Genomic DNA, 16512 nt, shown 5'->3' with positions numbered 1-16512 from the left:
GACGAACGCCTGGCCCATCGCTGCCGGCGCCTGATCCGTCTTGAAGCCGGGCTGTTGGTCGCCCCTCTGGAGCCTTGATGGCACGTCTGCCGCTGTTGCGTCTGTTCAGTCTCGCCATCCGCCAACTGCTGCGTGATGCCCGCGCCGGAGAGTTGCGGGTGTTGTTCTTTGCCCTCGTCGTGGCGGTCGCGGCGAGTACCGCCATCGGTTATTTCGGCGCTCGCCTCAACGGCGCCATGATGTTGCGTGCCACCGAGTTTCTCGGCGCAGACCTGGTGCTCGAAGGCAGCTCGCCGGCCCGTGAGGAGCAGATCAGAAGCGGCACCGAGCTGCGTCTGAACCATGCGCAAGTGGTGGAGTTCTCCAGCGTCATCGCCACCGACAACAGCATTCAGTTGTCGAGTATCAAAGCGGTCGATCGCGCTTATCCATTGCGCGGCGAACTGAAAAGCGCCCCGGCGCCCTTCGCCACTGAAGAGCCCGGCGGCGAACCGCAATCGGGCGAAGCCTGGGTCGAGGCACGCCTGCTGACCGCGCTGGATCTGAAGATCGGCGACAGCATCGATGTCGGCTCGAAGACATTGAAGCTGACCCGGGTGCTGACCTATGAGCCGGATCGTGCCGGCAATTTCTATAGCCTGACGCCACGGGTGCTGATCAACATTGATGATCTCGCCGCCACCGGCGTGGTGCAGCCCGGCAGCCGGGTGAGCTACCGCGAACTGTGGCGCGGCGAGCCGCAAGCGCTGGAAACCTATCGACAGTTGATCAAACCGGGGCTCGCGGCGAACCAGCGGATACAGGATGCCCGCGACGGCAACCGACAGATTGGTGGCGCGCTGGGCAAGGCCGAGCGCTATCTGAACATGGCCAGTCTGGTCGCGGTGTTGCTGGCTGGGGTGGCCGTCGCACTGTCGGCCAATCGCTTCGCCAGCCGCCGCTTCGATGCCAGTGCCTTGTTGCGCTGCCTCGGCTTGTCACGCCGCGAAACCATGGTGTTGTTCAGCCTGCAACTGACCGTACTCGGTCTGCTCGCCAGCCTCAGCGGTGCCTTGCTTGGCTGGTTGGCACAACTGGGTTTGTTTGCGCTGCTGCATGACCTGGTGCCGAGTGACGTGCCAGCGGGCGGCCTGTTTCCGGCCATCGCCGGGATCGGCACCGGGTTGGTGGCGCTGGCGGGGTTCGCCCTGCCGCCGCTCGCCGCGCTGGGTCGTGTGCCGCCCTTGCGCGTGCTGCGCCGCGACATGCTGCCGATTCCATCGAGCACGTGGATGGTTTACGGCGCCGCTTTGGGCGCTCTCGGCCTGATCATGTGGCGCCTTAGCCTTGATCTGCTGCTGACGTTCGCCCTGCTCGGCGGTGGCGTGGTCGCAGCGTTAGTGTTGGGTGGCTTGTTGCTGTTGTTACTGCAAAGCCTGCGGCGGATGCTCGCCCGTGCATCGTTGCCGTGGCGTCTTGGCCTTGGCCAGTTGTTGCGCCATCCACTGGCCGCTGCGGGCCAATCATTGGCGTTCGGGCTGATCCTGTTGTCCATGGCACTGATCGCGCTGTTGCGCGGCGAACTGCTCGACACCTGGCAAAACCAACTGCCGAAAAACGCACCCAACTACTTTGCCCTGAACATTTTGCCGGCAGACAAACAGGCTTTCACCGATCACCTGATAAAGGTGTCTGCGCAAGCGGCGCCGCTGTACCCGGTCGTGCCGGGGCGGCTGATCAGCATCAACGGTGACCCGGTGCAGCAAATCGTCAGCAAGGATTCTGCCGGCGACCGCGCGATTCAACGTGACCTGAGCCTGACCTGGGCCGCCGATATGCCCGCTGGCAACAAACTGACGGCCGGATCGTGGTGGACTGAACAGCCAACCGACGATGTCCCGGGTGTGTCGGTGGAAGGCAAAGTCGCCGAGAGCCTCAAACTCAAACTGGGCGATCACATGGTGTTCAGCGTTGGCGGAGTCAATCGCGAAGCGAAAGTCACCAGCCTGCGTGATATCAACTGGGACAACTTCCAGCCGAACTTCTTCATGATCTTCCAGCCCGGCACATTGAAGGATCTGCCGGCGACCTACCTGACCAGCTTCTATCTGGCCGCGGGTCACGACCAGCAGATCGTCGAACTGTCGCGTGCCTTCCCGGCGGTGACCATACTTCAGGTCGAAGCCTTGCTTGAACAACTGCGCAGCATCCTCGCCCAGGTCACCTTGGCCGTGGAATACGTGTTGTTGTTTGTCTTGGCGGCGGGCATGGCCGTGTTGTTTTCCGGGTTGCAAGCGACGCTGGATGAACGCATTCGCCAAGGCGCGCTCCTGCGTGCTTTGGGTGCCGAGCGGCAATTGCTGATCAAGGCTCGGCGTATCGAGTTCGGCCTGCTCGGCGCGGTCAGCGGTTTGCTCGCGGCAATTGGCTCGGAAGTGGTGAGTCTGGTGTTGTATCGCTACGCGTTCGATCTGCCGTGGCATCCGCATCCGTGGCTGCTGGTACTGCCACTGATTGGCGCAGTGCTGATCGGCGGCGCCGGTGTGTTCGGCACGCGCCGGGCACTCAACGCAAGTCCGCTGACAGTGTTGCGCGAGGGTTGATAGACTCCAGCGCTCGTCACCACAAGAAGTTGCCATGAGCCGTTATCGCCCTCCCCGCACCGCCGGCACCGCGCTGATCACCCCTGAAGGTGAAGCGCGGATGCGCGCTGAATTCCATGAGTTGTGGCACGTGCGTCGTCCGCAAGTGACGCAATCGGTCAGCGAGGCGGCGGCTCAGGGCGATCGCTCGGAAAACGCTGAATACACCTACGGCAAAAAGATGCTGCGCGAAATCGACGGTCGTGTGCGCTTCCTCACCAAGCGTCTGGAAGCGCTCAAGATTGTCAGCGAAAAACCCAGCGATCCGAACAAGGTCTACTTCGGTGCCTGGGTGACCATCGAAGACGAAGACGGCAAGCAATCGCGCTACCGCATCGTCGGTCCGGATGAACTGGATTTGAAGCTGGGCCTGATCAGCATTGATTCGCCCTTGGCCCGCGCCTTGATTGGCAAGGCGCTGGATGCCGAAGTGCGCGTGCAAACCCCGACCGGCGAGCAATGCGTGTACATCGTGGCGATCGATTACCCGTAAGCGCAATCAGCGACGGGCGATCAACCCTTGCCGCGCGACCCGCACCAGTTGCTTGATCATCTGCGGTGCGTCTTCCTGGCTGGGCGCCTGAATCACGGCCAGATCAAAACTGTCAGTGGCAAACCGCGCGAGCGACTCACCGTCTTCAACGAACTGGATCAGGAACGCGGCAGGGCCGCCGCTGCGCCGTGGCCAACCATCGAGATAACGCAACAGCGTCGGCTGATGTTGACCGCCAAGGAGGATTTTTGGATTGCGCTGGGTGATGTGTGCCGTGATCGGCGCGGGACGTGCTGGAGGGCGTAATGCATTCATTGTGTCGTGTCTCTGCCTCAAAAGTCTGCATGGCAGGTGAGAGGCAACACCGAACCAGCGCTTTAGCGGTATTTCGAAGCCCTGTTCCGGCTTCTGACGGTGACTGATCGAGTCACCTGGCGCCCCGCAAGTAGCTGTTTAAATCGGCGCATGGGCAACATCCTAGAGAACGTGACCGATCAGTGTCAAGAATCAGCCAAAACAAAAAAGGCCCGCACAATGCGGGCCTTTGGCTTGAGCCAGAGCGGTCAACCGGCGATGGCGCGGTCCACCGAAAGCTTGCCGGCGCCTTCGATCAGCACCGCGAGGCTGCCACCGAGCAAAGCCAAGGCGAACTCGTAACCGTTGTTGGCCATGAACAGCCCGTTGCTGATGTGCACGGTGAAGATCGCTACCAGCGACAGGAAGGTCAAACCTAATGCTGCCGGACGGACCAGCAGGCCGATGATCAGCGCCAGGCCACCGAAAAACTCGGTGCCACCCGACAGAACAGCCATGGCATAACCCGGTGTCAGACCCAGACTTTCCATGAACTGCGCGGTGCCGGCAAGACCATAACCACCGAACATTCCGAAGAGTTTCTGTGCGCCGTGTGCGGCGAAGATCACGCCGACCACAATACGCAGGATGGTCAGGCCGTAGCCAGCGCGGGTGAACAGTACCTTGTTGATCAGAGAGCTCATGCTGCGTTCCTTGTTTTGCGAGAAGTGTGTGTTGGTTGGCCGCTATATTAATCAGTTATTTTCATGTTAAAAGCGCAAAAAACCCGCCATAACAATCAATTTAATTGATCATTTCCGTGAGACGACTTTCTGTCCACCGGGCTCCAACGACTCCCGCTCCCGATCGAACGCCAAGTAATACTTGTTCACGCTATTAACATAGCTGACGGCACCCATTCCCACCTGCTCCATGGCAATGCGCTCGACCTGGAAGAACCACTGGTTGGGGTTGAGCCCACGGCGCCGGGCTTCGGCGCGCATGCCTTGCACTCGCTCGGGGCCGATGTTGTAGGCCGCCAGCGTGAAAGCCATGCGTTCGCGCTCGTTAAGTTTGGGGCTGTTGAAGAACTTGCGGCGGATCAGCGCCAGGTACTTGGCTCCGGCCTGCACATTCGCATCGAGATTCTGGATATTGTTCACGCCGACGCGCTGGGCGGCGGATGGCGTGATTTGCATCAGCCCGGTCGGGCCACTGCCGCTGCGGGCATTGGGTTGCAGCGCCGACTCCTTGAACGCCAGCGCTGCCAGATTCAACCAATCCATGTTTTGCGCAGCCGCGTGTTTTTGCAGGGTCGGGCGCAGTTTCTCCAGGCGCTGACGGTCGGCCTTGGCCAATGGATAGTGGACCTTGTAGAGCCGACGATAGATACGTAGAAACGCTGCATCTTCGTTCGCTGGTTTCTTGTAACCGCTGATGAAACGGTCGACGCTGGCCCGCAACATCGATGCATCACGGCGCACGAACCAATATTCCTCACCCGGCTCGCTGATCATCAGTTGTCGATCCACACGCAGCTTGGGCAGGATCTTGCCCCAGCGCTCGGCAATCGGTAGTTCAACGACGGTCAGGTGGAAGATGCCGCCCTGCACCATTTCCAACACGTCTTCGACGGCCAGCGTCGGATCGACCCATTCGATCTTGATCGGCGCAAGTTTGCGCAGCGCCAGTTTTTGATTGAGCTGACTGACCGCCTCCCCTGCTGCACTGCCGGTGGGCAACGCAAGGGTTTTACCGGCGAGCTGTTCGACCTTGGTGTAGCGCCGCTCGCCTTTGATGCCCACCAGCACCAACGGCACGTTGCTGGCGATCGGCTCACTGCTGGCCACCGCATAACCCGGTTGCAGTTCGAGCAATTCCCCAGGCGCGACCAAGTCACCTTCCCCACGCTGCAACGCGCCGAGCAGTTGATCCTTGGCTTTGGGAATGATCTTGAGGGTAATTTCCTGGCCATCCCGGGAGTGACCATTGAGGTATTGCTCGAAGGCGCGCAGGCGATGGTATTCGACGCCGATTGCCTGGCCCTGGACTTCGCCGGAGCTGTTGCGGCTCTGGTTGACCAGCACCCGCAACACGCGGCTGCTGCGAATCTCCGAAAGATCGCGAACCTTGACGGCGGGCACCGCTTGCTGCGGCCCGGGCAGGCGCGCAACCGCCGTCATCGGCAGCAGCAACGATGCACACAACAGCAGCAAAACCGAGGGACGAATCATCCACTCTCCGGAAAGAATACGGGGCGAAATCAGCGGTGAACGGTTGAAATCACCGACGAAAACAGAGCGCCTGGAGCGCTGGCAACGTGCGAGAGACTGGCACAGTGATGGCATTACTGCCAACCCACGCGGCGTCGCGGCATCAAAAGACAGCGTTAACTCATTGTAGTTCTTGGCTTTTCTTATGAATCTACAGCTCTGGTATGCTTTCCGGCCTTCGGCCCGAGGTAGCAACCATGCAACTCATCGATATCGGCGTCAACCTGACCAACCCCAGTTTCGCCGAAAAACACCAGGCCGTACTCGACCGCGCCTATACCGCCGGGGTCTGCCAACTGGTGCTGACCGGCACCAGCGTCGAGGGTAGCGAGCAGGCGCTGGAGCTTTGCCAGCAACTGGACGAAAGTGGCCAACGACTGTTCGCCACCGCTGGGATTCACCCGCATTCGGCGAGTGACTGGAACGCTGACAGCGCTCGGCGCCTGCGCAGTTTGCTGAAGGAGTCGAATGTGGTCGCGGTGGGTGAATGCGGGCTGGATTTCAACCGCGATTTCTCGCCGCGCCCGCAGCAGGAAAAAGTCTTCGAAGAACATCTGGCGCTGGCCGTTGAACTGCAATTGCCGGTGTTCCTCCACGAGCGCGATGCTAGCCAACGCCTGCTGGAGATTCTCAAAGACTTCCGCGATCAACTGCCCGCCGCCGTGGTGCATTGCTTCACCGGCGAGCAAAAGGCCTTGTTCAGCTATCTCGATCTGGATCTGCACATCGGCATTACAGGCTGGATCTGCGACGAGCGCCGGGGCACGCATCTGCATCCGCTGGTTAAAGAGATCAAGCGTGGACGGCTGATGCTCGAGAGCGACGCACCGTATTTGCTACCACGCACCTTGCGACCGAAACCGAAGAATGGGCGCAATGAACCGGCGTATCTGACTGACGTGTTGCGTGAGGTGGCGTTGCATCGGGGTGAGACCGAGGAAGACCTGGCGGCGCACACGACTGCGTGTGCACGGGCATTTTTCAACCTGCCGGTTTTTTCCTGACACAAAAGCCCAATGTGGGAGCGAGCTTGCTCGCGAATGCGGTGTATCAATCAACACGGCTTCGTCTGACACAGCGCATTCGCGAGCAAGCTCGCTCCCACAGGGGATCTGCGGCGTGGCTTGTTGACGTACATCAAGGTCCCGGACCTGCATAGCGGCACAATGCTGGCACCTTGCCAAAACTGTTTCCGCTATCAGAGAAAACCTCCATGGGTGCCTGGCTTAGCAATATCTCGCTGAAATACAAATTCTGGGCGGTCAACGCGGTCGCCTTCGTCACTACCCTACTGCTGGTGCTGTACGCCGTTCAACTTGAACAGCAGGCGCGCAGTCACGCGGCACAATCGTCGGCCCAAACTCAGGCACAGTTGCTCAAAGCCTGGCCGGCCGTGCAGCCGCTGCCCAAGGCCGAGCAACTACTGACGTTTAAACGCGGCGAAGCACCGCGCCTCAACGATCAGCCGCTGCTGGAGATAACCGACAGCAACGGCTGGCACGAGATCAATCACCTGCCCCTGTTCGGCGACAATCTGCTGATCGGCGCCGAAGTCTTCAGCCGCGCCGACGGCCAGCAAGTCGCGGTCGTCGCCCATGGCCCGAGCCTTACTCAGGTGTTCGGTGAGCGCTTCGCCAACTATGCGGTGGCGGTGTTCATCCTGATGCTGGCGATGCTCGGCGCTTCGCAACTGCTGATTCGCTTCCTGCTCAGCCAGCTCAACACGTTGAAAGACGTGATGCTGCACGTTGAAAAAAGCGGCGACCTCTCCGCCCGAGTGCCGCTGGCCTGCAAGGACGAAGTCGGGCAAATGGCCAATGCGTTCAACGCGATGCAGGCCGGTTATCAGCGCGTGGTCACCACGGTCGCCAATACCGCACGGCAACTGGATGTCGGGGCTGCACGCCTGGCGTCGAGCATGAACGAAGTGCGTCACGGCATGCTCGGCCAGCAGAGTGAAACCGATCAGGCGGCCACGGCGATCAACGAAATGACCGCCACCGTTTACCACATCGCCCAGCATGCCGGCGCCACCCGCGATCTGTCACAAACCGCCGACGTCCTCGCCGGTAGCGGCCAGCAGGTGGTGGCGCGGGTGCAGCATTCGATTGCCGGTCTGTCCAGCGGCGTGCAACAGACCGCCGAGATGATTCGACGGCTGGCCGAGGACAGCCAGAAGATCAACGGCGTGGTCAGCGTGATTCACAGTATTGCCGAGCAAACCAATCTGCTCGCGCTCAACGCCGCCATTGAAGCGGCTCGCGCCGGCGAGATGGGCCGTGGGTTCGCGGTGGTCGCCGATGAAGTGCGCAACCTGGCCAAACGTGTGCAGACCTCGACTGACGAGATCACCACCATGGTCTCGGCGTTGCAGGCCGGCACGCGTGATGCGGTGGATTTCATGCAGGAGAGTTCGTACAAGGCTGACGACTGTGTGCAACAGGCGCAAGAGGCTGGCGAGGCACTCGCGGAGATCACCGGGGCGGTGGCGCAGATGCGTGAGAGCAACACGCAGATCGCCGTGGCGGCAGAGCAACAAAGTCAGGTGGCCGAGGAGATGAATCGGGCGGTGGTGAGCATTCGCGATGTGACCGAGAACACCGTGCAGCAGACAGTGGATTCGGCGACGACCAGTAATGAGTTGGCGACTTTGGCTGGGGAGTTGAGCAAAGCGATAGGTCAGCTGAAACTTTGAGGCCCCCATCGCGGGCAAGCCCGCTCCCACAGGGATCTCTAGCGGACACAAATTCTGTGGACACCCGTGAACCCTGTGGGAGCGAGCTTGCTCGCGAAGGCGTCAGCTCGGTCAACATCAATTCCTGCGATGAAGCCTATCGCGCTCATAGCCAAGCTTGATTCGCCGCCCTTCCCGCCCGGGCCTATTCTTCAATCATGTGTTCAGCATGGATCGAGGAGTAGCAGACATGGGCAAACGTCATCCCAACCTTCCCGCGTGGCAATGGCGCGCGCACCCGGGCAATCACCAGCATCCGACCCATCAGGTTCTGCACTTGATCGCCGTGCCGTTGTTCATCGTGGCGTTTCTGTTGATCGTCTCCGGCGTGTTCAGCCTAAGCCTGCCCAGCGTGGCCATCGGTGTGATTGGCATCGTCGCGGCGCTGGGTTTACAGCGCCACGGCCATCACCTGGAGGCGTGAGCGCCACGGTCGGCATTGAATCAGGCAAAGATCGTGACGGTCTGGCGACTCATGGCGATCAGTTCCCCTTGCGCGCTCCACAACTTGGCGGCGACATGACCGTAGCCGTCGGCGGCGTACTCGATGTCTGCCAGATATTGGCACCAGTCCAGCGTACTCAAGTCGCGTAGCGGCTGAACGAATTCGATGGTCCAGGTCAACGTGCTGCCGGGTGCAGGCTTCTTCAGATACGGCAACAGCGCCGGTGGCCATGCGTCAACCAGCGCCAGCAGATGCGCCTCACTGACCGGCTCTTCTTTCACATCCCCACGCAGTCGCACCCAACCGCCCATCAGCCGCGATGGGGTGCCGGTAAACGGCATGCCGCCGGTAGTCCAGCGCATCGCCAGATGGCGCATGAACTCTGGCGTCACACCTTTGATGTAGGGCAATTCCTGGCATTCGTCCCAGTGCTTCATTTGCGGCGCGGGATACGCTTCGACCGCTACTTCTGAGGGTCGCGAGGCACCGAAGCTGCCCTGGACGATTGTCACCACCTGACCGTTCTGCATCGCCCGGCCCAGCACTTGGCTGACGGCTTTGCCTTCTCGCAGAACATCGACTTCAAAACTTACCGGCACTTCAGGCTCGACCGGGCCGACAAAGGTGATCGCAAGCGAACGCACCGGGCGATCCGCCGGCACTTTGGCGCGCATGGCTTCGTATTGCAGGGCGGCGACCAGGCCACCGAAACTGGCGCGGCCCTGACCCCATTCGGCAGGAATAGTCAGCGTCGAGTCGCGGTGGACCGCATCAAGCAGATCGCTAAAGCGCATGACAACCTCAGAAAGCAAAAATGAATGCAGGGATCTTACCCAGCCCGGCAGAGCGCCGCAGCGTCTATTCCGGTCAAATGGGCAGACAGATAGGCCTTACGCCGCAATTTCGAACACGATAAACAGCCCTGTGGGAGCGAGCTTGCTCGCGAAAGCGGCGTGTCAGACGACGTTAATTCGACTGACACGGCCTCTTCGCGAGCAAGCTCGCTCCCACGATGACTGTCGGGATTTCAAAATTATTTAAAGCAGGATGAGCTGAGTTTTTCGAGCACCCGATCTGCCTTGGCTTCAGCCTTGATCATGGTCGCCTGCCACGTCGCAACACACGGCTGCAGATCCGCTTCCAACTCGGCCCGCGCCAGCCACTGCCAGCAATCATGCCAATCACCCAAGGCCCCTTGCGCAGACTTCAGCCGCTCCAGCGCTGCCGCCGGCAAGCGATCCAGTTCGGGATAGGCTTCGATGCCATAACGCACACGCTTGATCAACAGACGCAAGCGATGGCGGTCATGAGCCGGATCGTGCAGCGCCTCGTCGAGTTTTTCCCACTGTTTGCCGAGGCGTTTTTCGATGCGTTTGTCCAAACCTTTGAGCAGGCCCTGACGCTGCGAGGCCCGCAGGAAACGCGGAAAAGCGTCGAGAATCATCAGCAGCGAGGCCACTTCCTGACTCGCCGCCAGCGCCGGATAAGCCTCGGCCATCTGCGCCATGCGCCGTTGTGCGGCTTGGGGTTGATCGTGTTCGAGCAGGTACGCCGCCAGCACTTCGCGATCACGCCACGGCGTGGTCAACTGGCCGACCGCCGACGCCGCGTTTTCCAGTTGCTCGACACCCGGCAAGCCGCGCAACGGTCGCAACAGGCTGCGCAAGCGCCGCACCGTGGTGCGCAGATCGTGCAGCGCCTCGGGGTCGGTACGCGCGGTGAGGCGCGCCTGACAAGCCAGCAATCGCACTTCCAGGCTCAGGACATGAGCCACCAAGCCGTCAACCAACGCAGACATCACTTGCTCCCTGATTCAAAAAGCTTGGCAACTGAGTCTGCAACTTCGCGGCCTCAGCGCACTTGCGTTACGTCAGCAGCTTAGCGGCCAGCGCGGGATTCGCGAATGTAGAAACGCGCCTTCTCGGCCTTGCTGGCGCAGCCTTCAAAGCCTTCGAATTGCTGCTGGGTCTTGGCGGCCGTCAGCAACGACAGGGCTTTGGAATAACTCACGGTGCCGGCGAAGCCTTCGGCCTTGGCCAGGTCCAGCTCACGCCACGCGGTGTCGAGCTGGCTGCCACAGCTGTCGCGATAAGCGGTTTTACCGGCGCAACCGGCCAATACCAGGGCCATCAACGGTACACAGATCCAGGCTTTCATCACTCACACCTCAAAGATAGGTCAACAGTCGTGCACGTAAGACGATAAGGCTGAGAAAAAGTGCCTTGGCGCCCCATGAATATGCGGTGGCAGAAGGATAGCCCCGAGTGATCACAGAGTATCGAAAAAACGACGTCATCGACGCGCTGAGCGACTTCGGCGATTGAGCCGCTTGCTCGATGGGTGCATTGTGCAGCCTTGTCGGGAGGAAGTTTGATGAAAAAGCGTGTCGCACTGGTGCTGGGCTCCGGTGGCGCCCGGGGTTACGCCCATATCGGAGTCATTGAAGAGATTGAACGACGCGGTTATGACATCGCCTGTATTGCCGGTTGTTCGATGGGCGCGGTGGTCGGCGGAATCTACGCCGCCGGTAAGCTCGATGAATACAAGAACTGGATCGAAAGTCTGGATTACCTCGACGTGCTGCGCCTGGTGGACGTGAGTTTCCGTCTCGGCGCGATTCGCGGTGAAAAGGTCTTCGGCCAGATCCGCAAGATCGTCGGCGATATCAACATTGAAGACCTGCGTATCCCTTACACCGCGGTCGCCGCCGACCTCACCAACCAGCAGGAAATCTGGTTTCAGGAAGGCTGTCTGCATCAGGCCATGCGCGCCTCGGCGGCGATTCCCAGCCTGTTTACCCCGGTGATGCAAGGTAACCGGATGCTGGTTGACGGCGGGATACTCAACCCGCTGCCGATCGTGCCGGTGGTGTCGAGTCATTGCGATCTGATCATCGCGGTCAATCTCAACTCGACCAACCAGCGGCATTACAAATTACCGGTGATCCAGCGCCCTCCCGCCTTTCGTTCGCGGTTCGACAGCCTGATCAGTTCGCTCGGTTCGAAGATGCCGTTCCGCCGCACCCAGGCCGAGAAATTGTTGAAGCTGCAAGAGGAAGCACTGCGTGCCGAGGCAGCGAGCATCAACCCGTGGCTCGAAGGCGCCGAACCGGAATCGCAACAACCCGCCGCCGCGCCCGAGCGCGAAGGCGCACCGAAGTCCGCTACCGGCTCGTTCATTATCGATAACGTCGGGCCGGCGTCATTGCTGGACTTGATCAACCAGAGTTTCGAGGTGATGCAGACCTCGTTGGCGCAGTACAAGATTGCCGGGTATCCACCGGACATCCTGATCAACGTGCCGAAGCGCGTGTGCCGGTTTTTCGAGTTTTACAAGGCGCCGGAGCTGATCGCGTTGGGGCGCGAGATTGCGCGGGATACGATGGATCGGTATGAAGAGGAGCAGGGCAGAGAGTCCTGAAGTTCTCGGCTGACTGTCAGCCCCCCTTCGCGAGCAAGCTCGCTCCCACAGGAGACTGCATTCCAATGTGGGAGCGAGCTTGCTCGCGAAGGGGCCGGACCAGCCCACACAAAAACTACAGACTGCTCTCACTCAACAGCCGATAACCAACCCCCGCCTCCGTCACGATAAACCGCGGCCGTGTCGGATCATCCGCCAGTTTCTGGCGTAAATGCCCCACCACGATCCGCAGGTAATGACTGTCCTCGGTATGCGTCGGCCCCCAGATATCCTTGAGCAATTGCTGCTGAGTGATCACCCGTCCCGGATGCCGCGCCAGTTGCGCCAGCACCGCATATTCCTTGCGAGTCAGGGCCACTTCGACGCCATCAAGCAACACCCGCCGATAGGCGAGATCCACCGTCAGCGGGCCGAAACTCAGCGCTGCTTGCTGCGCCTCCCCTGCCGGCGCCTGACGCAACAACGCGCGCACCCGCGCCAGAAATTCCTGAATGCCGAACGGTTTGGTCACGTAGTCGTTGGCGCCGCCATCCAGCGCCTCGACCTTCTGCCCTTCGCTAGCGCGCACCGACAGCACCAGCACCGGCGCCGTGGCCCACTCGCGAAACTCACGCAGCACTTGCTGGCCGTCCATGTCCGGCAGGCCGAGGTCGAGCACCAGCAGGTCCGGTTTATTCAGCGCGGCTTGCGCCAGGCCCTCGGCACCGGTGCCGGCCTCCAACACTTTGTAACCTTGTGAAACGAGGCTGATGCGCAGAAATTTGCGGATCTGCGGTTCGTCGTCGATGACCAAAATGGTCGCGGTCTGGCTCATGAATTCACATCAACACAAAAGATTGGCAAGAGAGTAGCGCAGTCGGGTTCAGGCTTCATTGTCCATCCCCGGTTGCGCCTGCAATGGCAGGTGCAAGGTGATGCAGGTGCCGCGCCCGTCGATGCCGTCGGCGACACTGATTCGCCCGCCATGCGCACCGACCATGCCCTGACAAATCGCCAGGCCAAGGCCGGTGCCCTGGCCGCCGCGATCACCGCGTGCTGCGGTGTAGAACATGTCGAAAATCTTCGCCCGCTCGTCTTCGGGAATCCCCGGACCTTCGTCGCTGACCGAGAAGAAAATCTCCTTATCGTCTGCACCTGCGCGCAGTTGCAAGCGGCCGTGAGGTGGCGAGAAACGCGCGGCGTTTTCCAGCACATTGACCAGCGCCTGTTCGATCAACGCGGCGTGCACGTACAGCAACGGTAACTCGGCCGGCACCTCGGTGCTGACCTGCAACGGCGCCAGCACAGCGCGCAGACGATTAAGCGAACTGCCAACGATATCGGCCGGCGACACCCAGTCGCGCGCCAGTTTCAGCGCGCCATGGCCCAGGCGGGTCATGTCGAGCAGATTCTGGATGTAGCGGTCGAGGCGTTCGGCTTCATCGCGGGTGCCTTCGAGCAGCTCGCGGCGATCCTCCAACGGGATCGCTTCACCGAGGGCCAGCAGGCTGTCGATGCTGCCGCGCATGGACGTCAGCGGCGTGCGCAAATCATGGGACACCGAGGCCAGCAGCGCGCTGCGCAATTGCTCGGTTTCGCCGTGCAGCCGCGCTGCTTCCAAGTCATCCGCCAACTGTGCGCGGGCCAGGGCTTGGGCCAGTGGCTGACTGAGCGCGGTGAGCAACCGGCGACGCTGGCCGCTCAAGGTCTGGCCTTCTTTGGCGCACACCCCGAGCAGCGCCAGCGGACCGTCCTCGACCGACAGCGGCCACCACCACCAGCGACCGAACGGCAGCGTGCCGGTGCCCATCCCGGCCGGTTGATCATGTTGCCACGCCCAGTCGGCAGCAGCGCGTTCGGACTCGGTGAATTGCAGCGGCCCGCCGGTTTCAACTTTCCAGCCACCCTGCCCGTCACGATTGAGCAAGCAGATTTGCAGGTCGCTCCAGCCATTAAGGTGCTGCGCGGCGGCACTGACCACGGCTTGGCGGTCGGTGGCGGCGGTGAGTTTGCGCGACAGGTCGAGCAGCTCGGAGGTTTCTTCCTGGGTGTCGCGCAGCGCCTGCAATTGCCGACGCTGACGCGCAGCGAGGTTGCCGGTAAGCGCCGCCATCAACAGGAAAAACAACAACGTCAGCACGTCTTCTTCACGCTGAATGCTGAACGAAAAATTCGGTGGAATGAATAGAAAGTCGTAGGTCAGAAATGACAACGCCGCACACGCCAGTGCCGGCCCCAGACTGCTGCGCACCGCCACCAGCAACACGGCCGCAAGGAACACCAGCGAGATGTTCGGCAGCGGCAACACACTTGACACTGCCCACGCCAGTGCAGTGGCCAACACTGTGGCGACCAGCGCCAGCATGTAGTCGAACCAAACCAGCGTCAGTGGGTTTCGAGTTCGCGGTTGATGCTGTTGTTGATCGCTGTCGAGGACGTTGATTTCCAGGCCATGGGCCTGGCGCAGCAACCGCGCGGCCAGACCGCCACCGAACAAGCGACGGCGCAGACGCGGACGGGACTGCCCGACAAGCACCAGACTGGCGCGGCGTTCGGTAGCATGCTGGATCAGGGTTTTCGCCACCTCTCCGGCACGCAGCAATACCACTTCGCCGCCCAAGCGTTCGGCCAGTTGCTGAGCACTTTGCAGACGCAAACGCGATTGCTCGTCGCGCACACTGCCGTTGTCGATATGCACCAGACTCCAGGGCAAATGTCGCCGCTGCGCGACGCGGCTGGCGTGACGCACGAGGCGCTCGGCCTGAGCATCGCCATCAATGCCGACCAGCAAACGTCCACGCACCGCCGGGGCTGCCTGACCGAGCTGGCGATAGCCTTGGGCGAGGTCGTTATCGACCTGTGCCGCCGCCGTTTGCATCGCCAGTTCGCGCAATGCGGTGAGGTTGGTCTGGGTGAAAAACGCATCGATGGCTGCCCGTGCCTGCTCCGGCACATAGACCTTGCCTTCGCGCAGCCGCTCGAGCAATTCGCGCGGCGGCAGGTCGATCAGCAACAACTCAAAGGCTTCTTGCAGCACCCAGTCCGGCAGGGTTTCGCGCACCTGCACGCCGGTGATGCCGCGCACCTGATCGTTGAGGCTTTCGAGGTGCTGGACGTTGACCGTGGTGAACACGTCGATGCCGGCCGAGAGCAGTTCCTGAATGTCTTGCCAGCGTTTCGCGTGACGACTGCCGGGGGCGTTGCTGTGGGCCAGTTCATCGACCAGCACCAGTTTCGGTTTGGCGGCGAGGATGCCGTCGAGGTCCATTTCTTCGAGCATCACGCCACGGTATTCCGAGCGCACCAACGGTTGCTGCGGCAGGCCGCCGAGCAGCGCTTCGGTTTCGGCCCGGCCGTGGGTTTCGACGACGCCGGCGATGACTTTCACACCTTGGCGCAGTTGGGTGTGGGCGGCCTGGAGCATGGCGTAGGTCTTGCCGACACCGGGCGCGGCGCCAAGGAAAACCTTGAGCCGGCCACGGCCGTCGCGGGGCAGGTCTGCTAACAGTGCGTCGGCGCGGCCGGAGTCGCTCATGCTTGAAGTTCTCTCTTCCTGATAGGTTTGCGGTGGCAGTCATGGCCTCTTCGCGAGCTTGCTCGCGAATGGCCGCGCCGTAGAGTTACAGCTTCTCGAGCGCCATGTTCAGCGCCAAAACATTCACCACCGGCGGCCCCACCAGCGGCTGTTCGATGTGCGCATCAAGCAGTTGCTGCACGGTCGACACCGGCAGATTACGCGCTGCCGCGACACGCGCCAGTTGATAGGCAATTGCCGCCGGAGGCAAGTGCGGATCGAGGCCGCTCCCGGAGGTGGTCAACAGCGCCAGCGGCACCGGGCCTTGACCTGGAACCTGCAACTTGTTGGCGTCGTCGATCACGCGGGTGGCCAATGCAGGATTGCTCGGCGCCAGGTTACTCGCACTGCTGGAAACAGTGGCAAAGGCACCAGCCGATGGCCGCGGATGGAACCAGGCATCACCGACAAAATCCTGGGCGATAAGCGAGGAGCCGCGGACCTTGCCGGCAGCGTCGTGTACCAGGCTGCCGTTGGCCTGCTCGGGAAAAGCGACCTGCGCGACGCCCGTGACGACCAGTGGATAGGCAACGCCGGTGACGAGGGTCATCAGCACCAGCAGGCTCAGGGCCGGACGTATCATTGTGGACATTTCTAGTTCCTCGAATTCGTTGGGCTAACGTTGGTGGGGTGTCAGGGATGTTTCTTCCCCCTCACCCCAGCCCTCTCCCCCAAGGGG

General features: G+C 61.3%; 14 protein-coding genes and 2 pseudogenes. 7 read left to right on the top strand and 9 right to left on the bottom strand.

Annotation, left to right across the window (positions count from 1 at the left end; genetic code table 11):
• From ACIQVE_RS21100 to greB, 3 genes and pseudogenes are all read left to right on the top strand, one after another.
• Positions 1–78 (top strand): annotated as a pseudogene (locus ACIQVE_RS21100) (ABC transporter); the annotation flags it as partial.
• A complete protein-coding gene (locus ACIQVE_RS21095; protein WP_402811675.1) occupies positions 78–2582 on the top strand; it encodes an ABC transporter permease in 2505 nt (834 codons plus the stop codon). The pseudogene ACIQVE_RS21100 and the gene ACIQVE_RS21095, both read left to right, overlap by 1 nt.
• A 34-nt stretch (positions 2583–2616) precedes the next feature.
• Positions 2617–3114: a transcription elongation factor GreB gene (gene greB, locus ACIQVE_RS21090; RefSeq protein ID WP_402811672.1), complete on the top strand. Its 498-nt coding sequence runs from the start codon at positions 2617–2619 to the stop codon at positions 3112–3114.
• Positions 3115–3120: 6 nt separating this feature from the next.
• Here the strand turns inward: greB and ACIQVE_RS21085 are convergent, their stop codons facing one another.
• The 3 genes from ACIQVE_RS21085 to ACIQVE_RS21075 all read right to left on the bottom strand — a co-directional run bounded on the left by ACIQVE_RS21085 (position 3121) and on the right by ACIQVE_RS21075 (position 5642).
• A complete protein-coding gene (locus tag ACIQVE_RS21085) occupies positions 3121–3429 on the bottom strand; it encodes a class I SAM-dependent methyltransferase (protein WP_402811669.1) in 309 nt (102 codons plus the stop codon).
• A 248-nt stretch (positions 3430–3677) separates the two neighbouring features.
• Positions 3678–4112: a DoxX family protein gene (locus tag ACIQVE_RS21080; protein WP_402811666.1), complete on the bottom strand. Its 435-nt coding sequence runs from the start codon at positions 4110–4112 to the stop codon at positions 3678–3680.
• A 108-nt stretch (positions 4113–4220) separates the two neighbouring features.
• Positions 4221–5642 carry a transglycosylase SLT domain-containing protein gene (locus ACIQVE_RS21075; protein ID WP_402811664.1) on the bottom strand — a complete coding sequence of 474 codons (1422 nt, stop codon included), beginning with the start codon at positions 5640–5642 and terminating at the stop codon, positions 4221–4223.
• Positions 5643–5878: 236 nt separating this feature from the next.
• On the opposite strand from ACIQVE_RS21075, the gene ACIQVE_RS21070 reads away from it, so the two are divergent.
• The 3 genes and pseudogenes from ACIQVE_RS21070 to ACIQVE_RS21060 all read left to right on the top strand — a co-directional run.
• Positions 5879–6685 (top strand): TatD family hydrolase, encoded by an 807-nt coding sequence (locus ACIQVE_RS21070; protein ID WP_402811661.1) that lies wholly within the window; start codon positions 5879–5881, stop codon positions 6683–6685.
• Between the two features lie 209 nt (positions 6686–6894).
• Positions 6895–8376 (top strand): methyl-accepting chemotaxis protein, encoded by a 1482-nt coding sequence (locus tag ACIQVE_RS21065; RefSeq protein WP_402811658.1) that lies wholly within the window; start codon positions 6895–6897, stop codon positions 8374–8376.
• Between the two features lie 229 nt (positions 8377–8605).
• A pseudogene (locus tag ACIQVE_RS21060) lies at positions 8606–8836 on the top strand (terminase); the annotation flags it as partial.
• A 23-nt stretch (positions 8837–8859) separates the two neighbouring features.
• Here the strand turns inward: ACIQVE_RS21060 and ACIQVE_RS21055 are convergent.
• The 3 genes from ACIQVE_RS21055 to ACIQVE_RS21045 form a co-directional block, all read right to left on the bottom strand.
• The gene (locus ACIQVE_RS21055) at positions 8860–9654 is read right to left on the bottom strand and encodes an acyl-CoA thioesterase (RefSeq protein WP_402811655.1); all 795 of its coding nucleotides are present in this window, start codon (positions 9652–9654) and stop codon (positions 8860–8862) included.
• Between the two features lie 239 nt (positions 9655–9893).
• A complete protein-coding gene (locus tag ACIQVE_RS21050; protein WP_402811653.1) occupies positions 9894–10658 on the bottom strand; it encodes a CHAD domain-containing protein in 765 nt (254 codons plus the stop codon).
• Positions 10659–10738: 80 nt separating this feature from the next.
• Positions 10739–11017 carry a hypothetical protein gene (locus tag ACIQVE_RS21045; protein ID WP_402811650.1) on the bottom strand — a complete coding sequence of 93 codons (279 nt, stop codon included), beginning with the start codon at positions 11015–11017 and terminating at the stop codon, positions 10739–10741.
• A 216-nt stretch (positions 11018–11233) separates the two neighbouring features.
• Between ACIQVE_RS21045 and ACIQVE_RS21040 the strand changes: the two genes are divergently transcribed.
• On the top strand, positions 11234–12280 hold the full coding sequence (locus tag ACIQVE_RS21040; RefSeq protein WP_402811647.1) for a patatin-like phospholipase family protein: 1047 nt from the start codon (positions 11234–11236) through the stop codon (positions 12278–12280).
• Between the two features lie 115 nt (positions 12281–12395).
• Here ACIQVE_RS21040 and ACIQVE_RS21035 read toward each other — a convergent pair whose 3' ends face one another.
• The 3 genes from ACIQVE_RS21035 to kdpC form a co-directional block, all read right to left on the bottom strand.
• Entirely contained in the window at positions 12396–13094 is a 699-nt protein-coding gene (locus tag ACIQVE_RS21035; RefSeq protein ID WP_402811644.1) for a response regulator, read from the bottom strand.
• Positions 13095–13142: 48 nt separating this feature from the next.
• Positions 13143–15794, bottom strand: a complete 2652-nt coding sequence (locus ACIQVE_RS21030) for a DUF4118 domain-containing protein (protein WP_402811642.1) — start codon at positions 15792–15794, stop codon at positions 13143–13145.
• Between the two features lie 85 nt (positions 15795–15879).
• Complete coding sequence (kdpC, locus tag ACIQVE_RS21025; RefSeq protein WP_402811640.1) at positions 15880–16425, bottom strand: potassium-transporting ATPase subunit KdpC; 546 nt, start codon at positions 16423–16425, stop codon at positions 15880–15882.
• Between the last annotated feature and the right edge of the window lie 87 nt (positions 16426–16512).

The organism is Pseudomonas sp. NPDC098747 (assembly GCF_044760045.1).
Taxonomy (GTDB): domain Bacteria; phylum Pseudomonadota; class Gammaproteobacteria; order Pseudomonadales; family Pseudomonadaceae; genus Aquipseudomonas.
The sequence above is the reverse complement of the archived record's forward strand: the minus strand, read 5'-3'. Positions and strand labels throughout refer to the sequence as shown.

Coding starts and splice junctions, on each gene's coding strand:
- ACIQVE_RS21095 (WP_402811675.1), top strand. CDS start 78: ATGGCACGTCTGCCGCTGTTGCGTCTGTTCAGTCTCGCCATCCGCCAA.
- greB (WP_402811672.1), top strand. CDS start 2,617: ATGAGCCGTTATCGCCCTCCCCGCACCGCCGGCACCGCGCTGATCACC.
- ACIQVE_RS21085 (WP_402811669.1), bottom strand. CDS start 3,429: ATGAATGCATTACGCCCTCCAGCACGTCCCGCGCCGATCACGGCACAC.
- ACIQVE_RS21080 (WP_402811666.1), bottom strand. CDS start 4,112: ATGAGCTCTCTGATCAACAAGGTACTGTTCACCCGCGCTGGCTACGGC.
- ACIQVE_RS21075 (WP_402811664.1), bottom strand. CDS start 5,642: ATGATTCGTCCCTCGGTTTTGCTGCTGTTGTGTGCATCGTTGCTGCTG.
- ACIQVE_RS21070 (WP_402811661.1), top strand. CDS start 5,879: ATGCAACTCATCGATATCGGCGTCAACCTGACCAACCCCAGTTTCGCC.
- ACIQVE_RS21065 (WP_402811658.1), top strand. CDS start 6,895: ATGGGTGCCTGGCTTAGCAATATCTCGCTGAAATACAAATTCTGGGCG.
- ACIQVE_RS21055 (WP_402811655.1), bottom strand. CDS start 9,654: ATGCGCTTTAGCGATCTGCTTGATGCGGTCCACCGCGACTCGACGCTG.
- ACIQVE_RS21050 (WP_402811653.1), bottom strand. CDS start 10,658: ATGTCTGCGTTGGTTGACGGCTTGGTGGCTCATGTCCTGAGCCTGGAA.
- ACIQVE_RS21045 (WP_402811650.1), bottom strand. CDS start 11,017: ATGAAAGCCTGGATCTGTGTACCGTTGATGGCCCTGGTATTGGCCGGT.
- ACIQVE_RS21040 (WP_402811647.1), top strand. CDS start 11,234: ATGAAAAAGCGTGTCGCACTGGTGCTGGGCTCCGGTGGCGCCCGGGGT.
- ACIQVE_RS21035 (WP_402811644.1), bottom strand. CDS start 13,094: ATGAGCCAGACCGCGACCATTTTGGTCATCGACGACGAACCGCAGATC.
- ACIQVE_RS21030 (WP_402811642.1), bottom strand. CDS start 15,794: ATGAGCGACTCCGGCCGCGCCGACGCACTGTTAGCAGACCTGCCCCGC.
- kdpC (WP_402811640.1), bottom strand. CDS start 16,425: ATGTCCACAATGATACGTCCGGCCCTGAGCCTGCTGGTGCTGATGACC.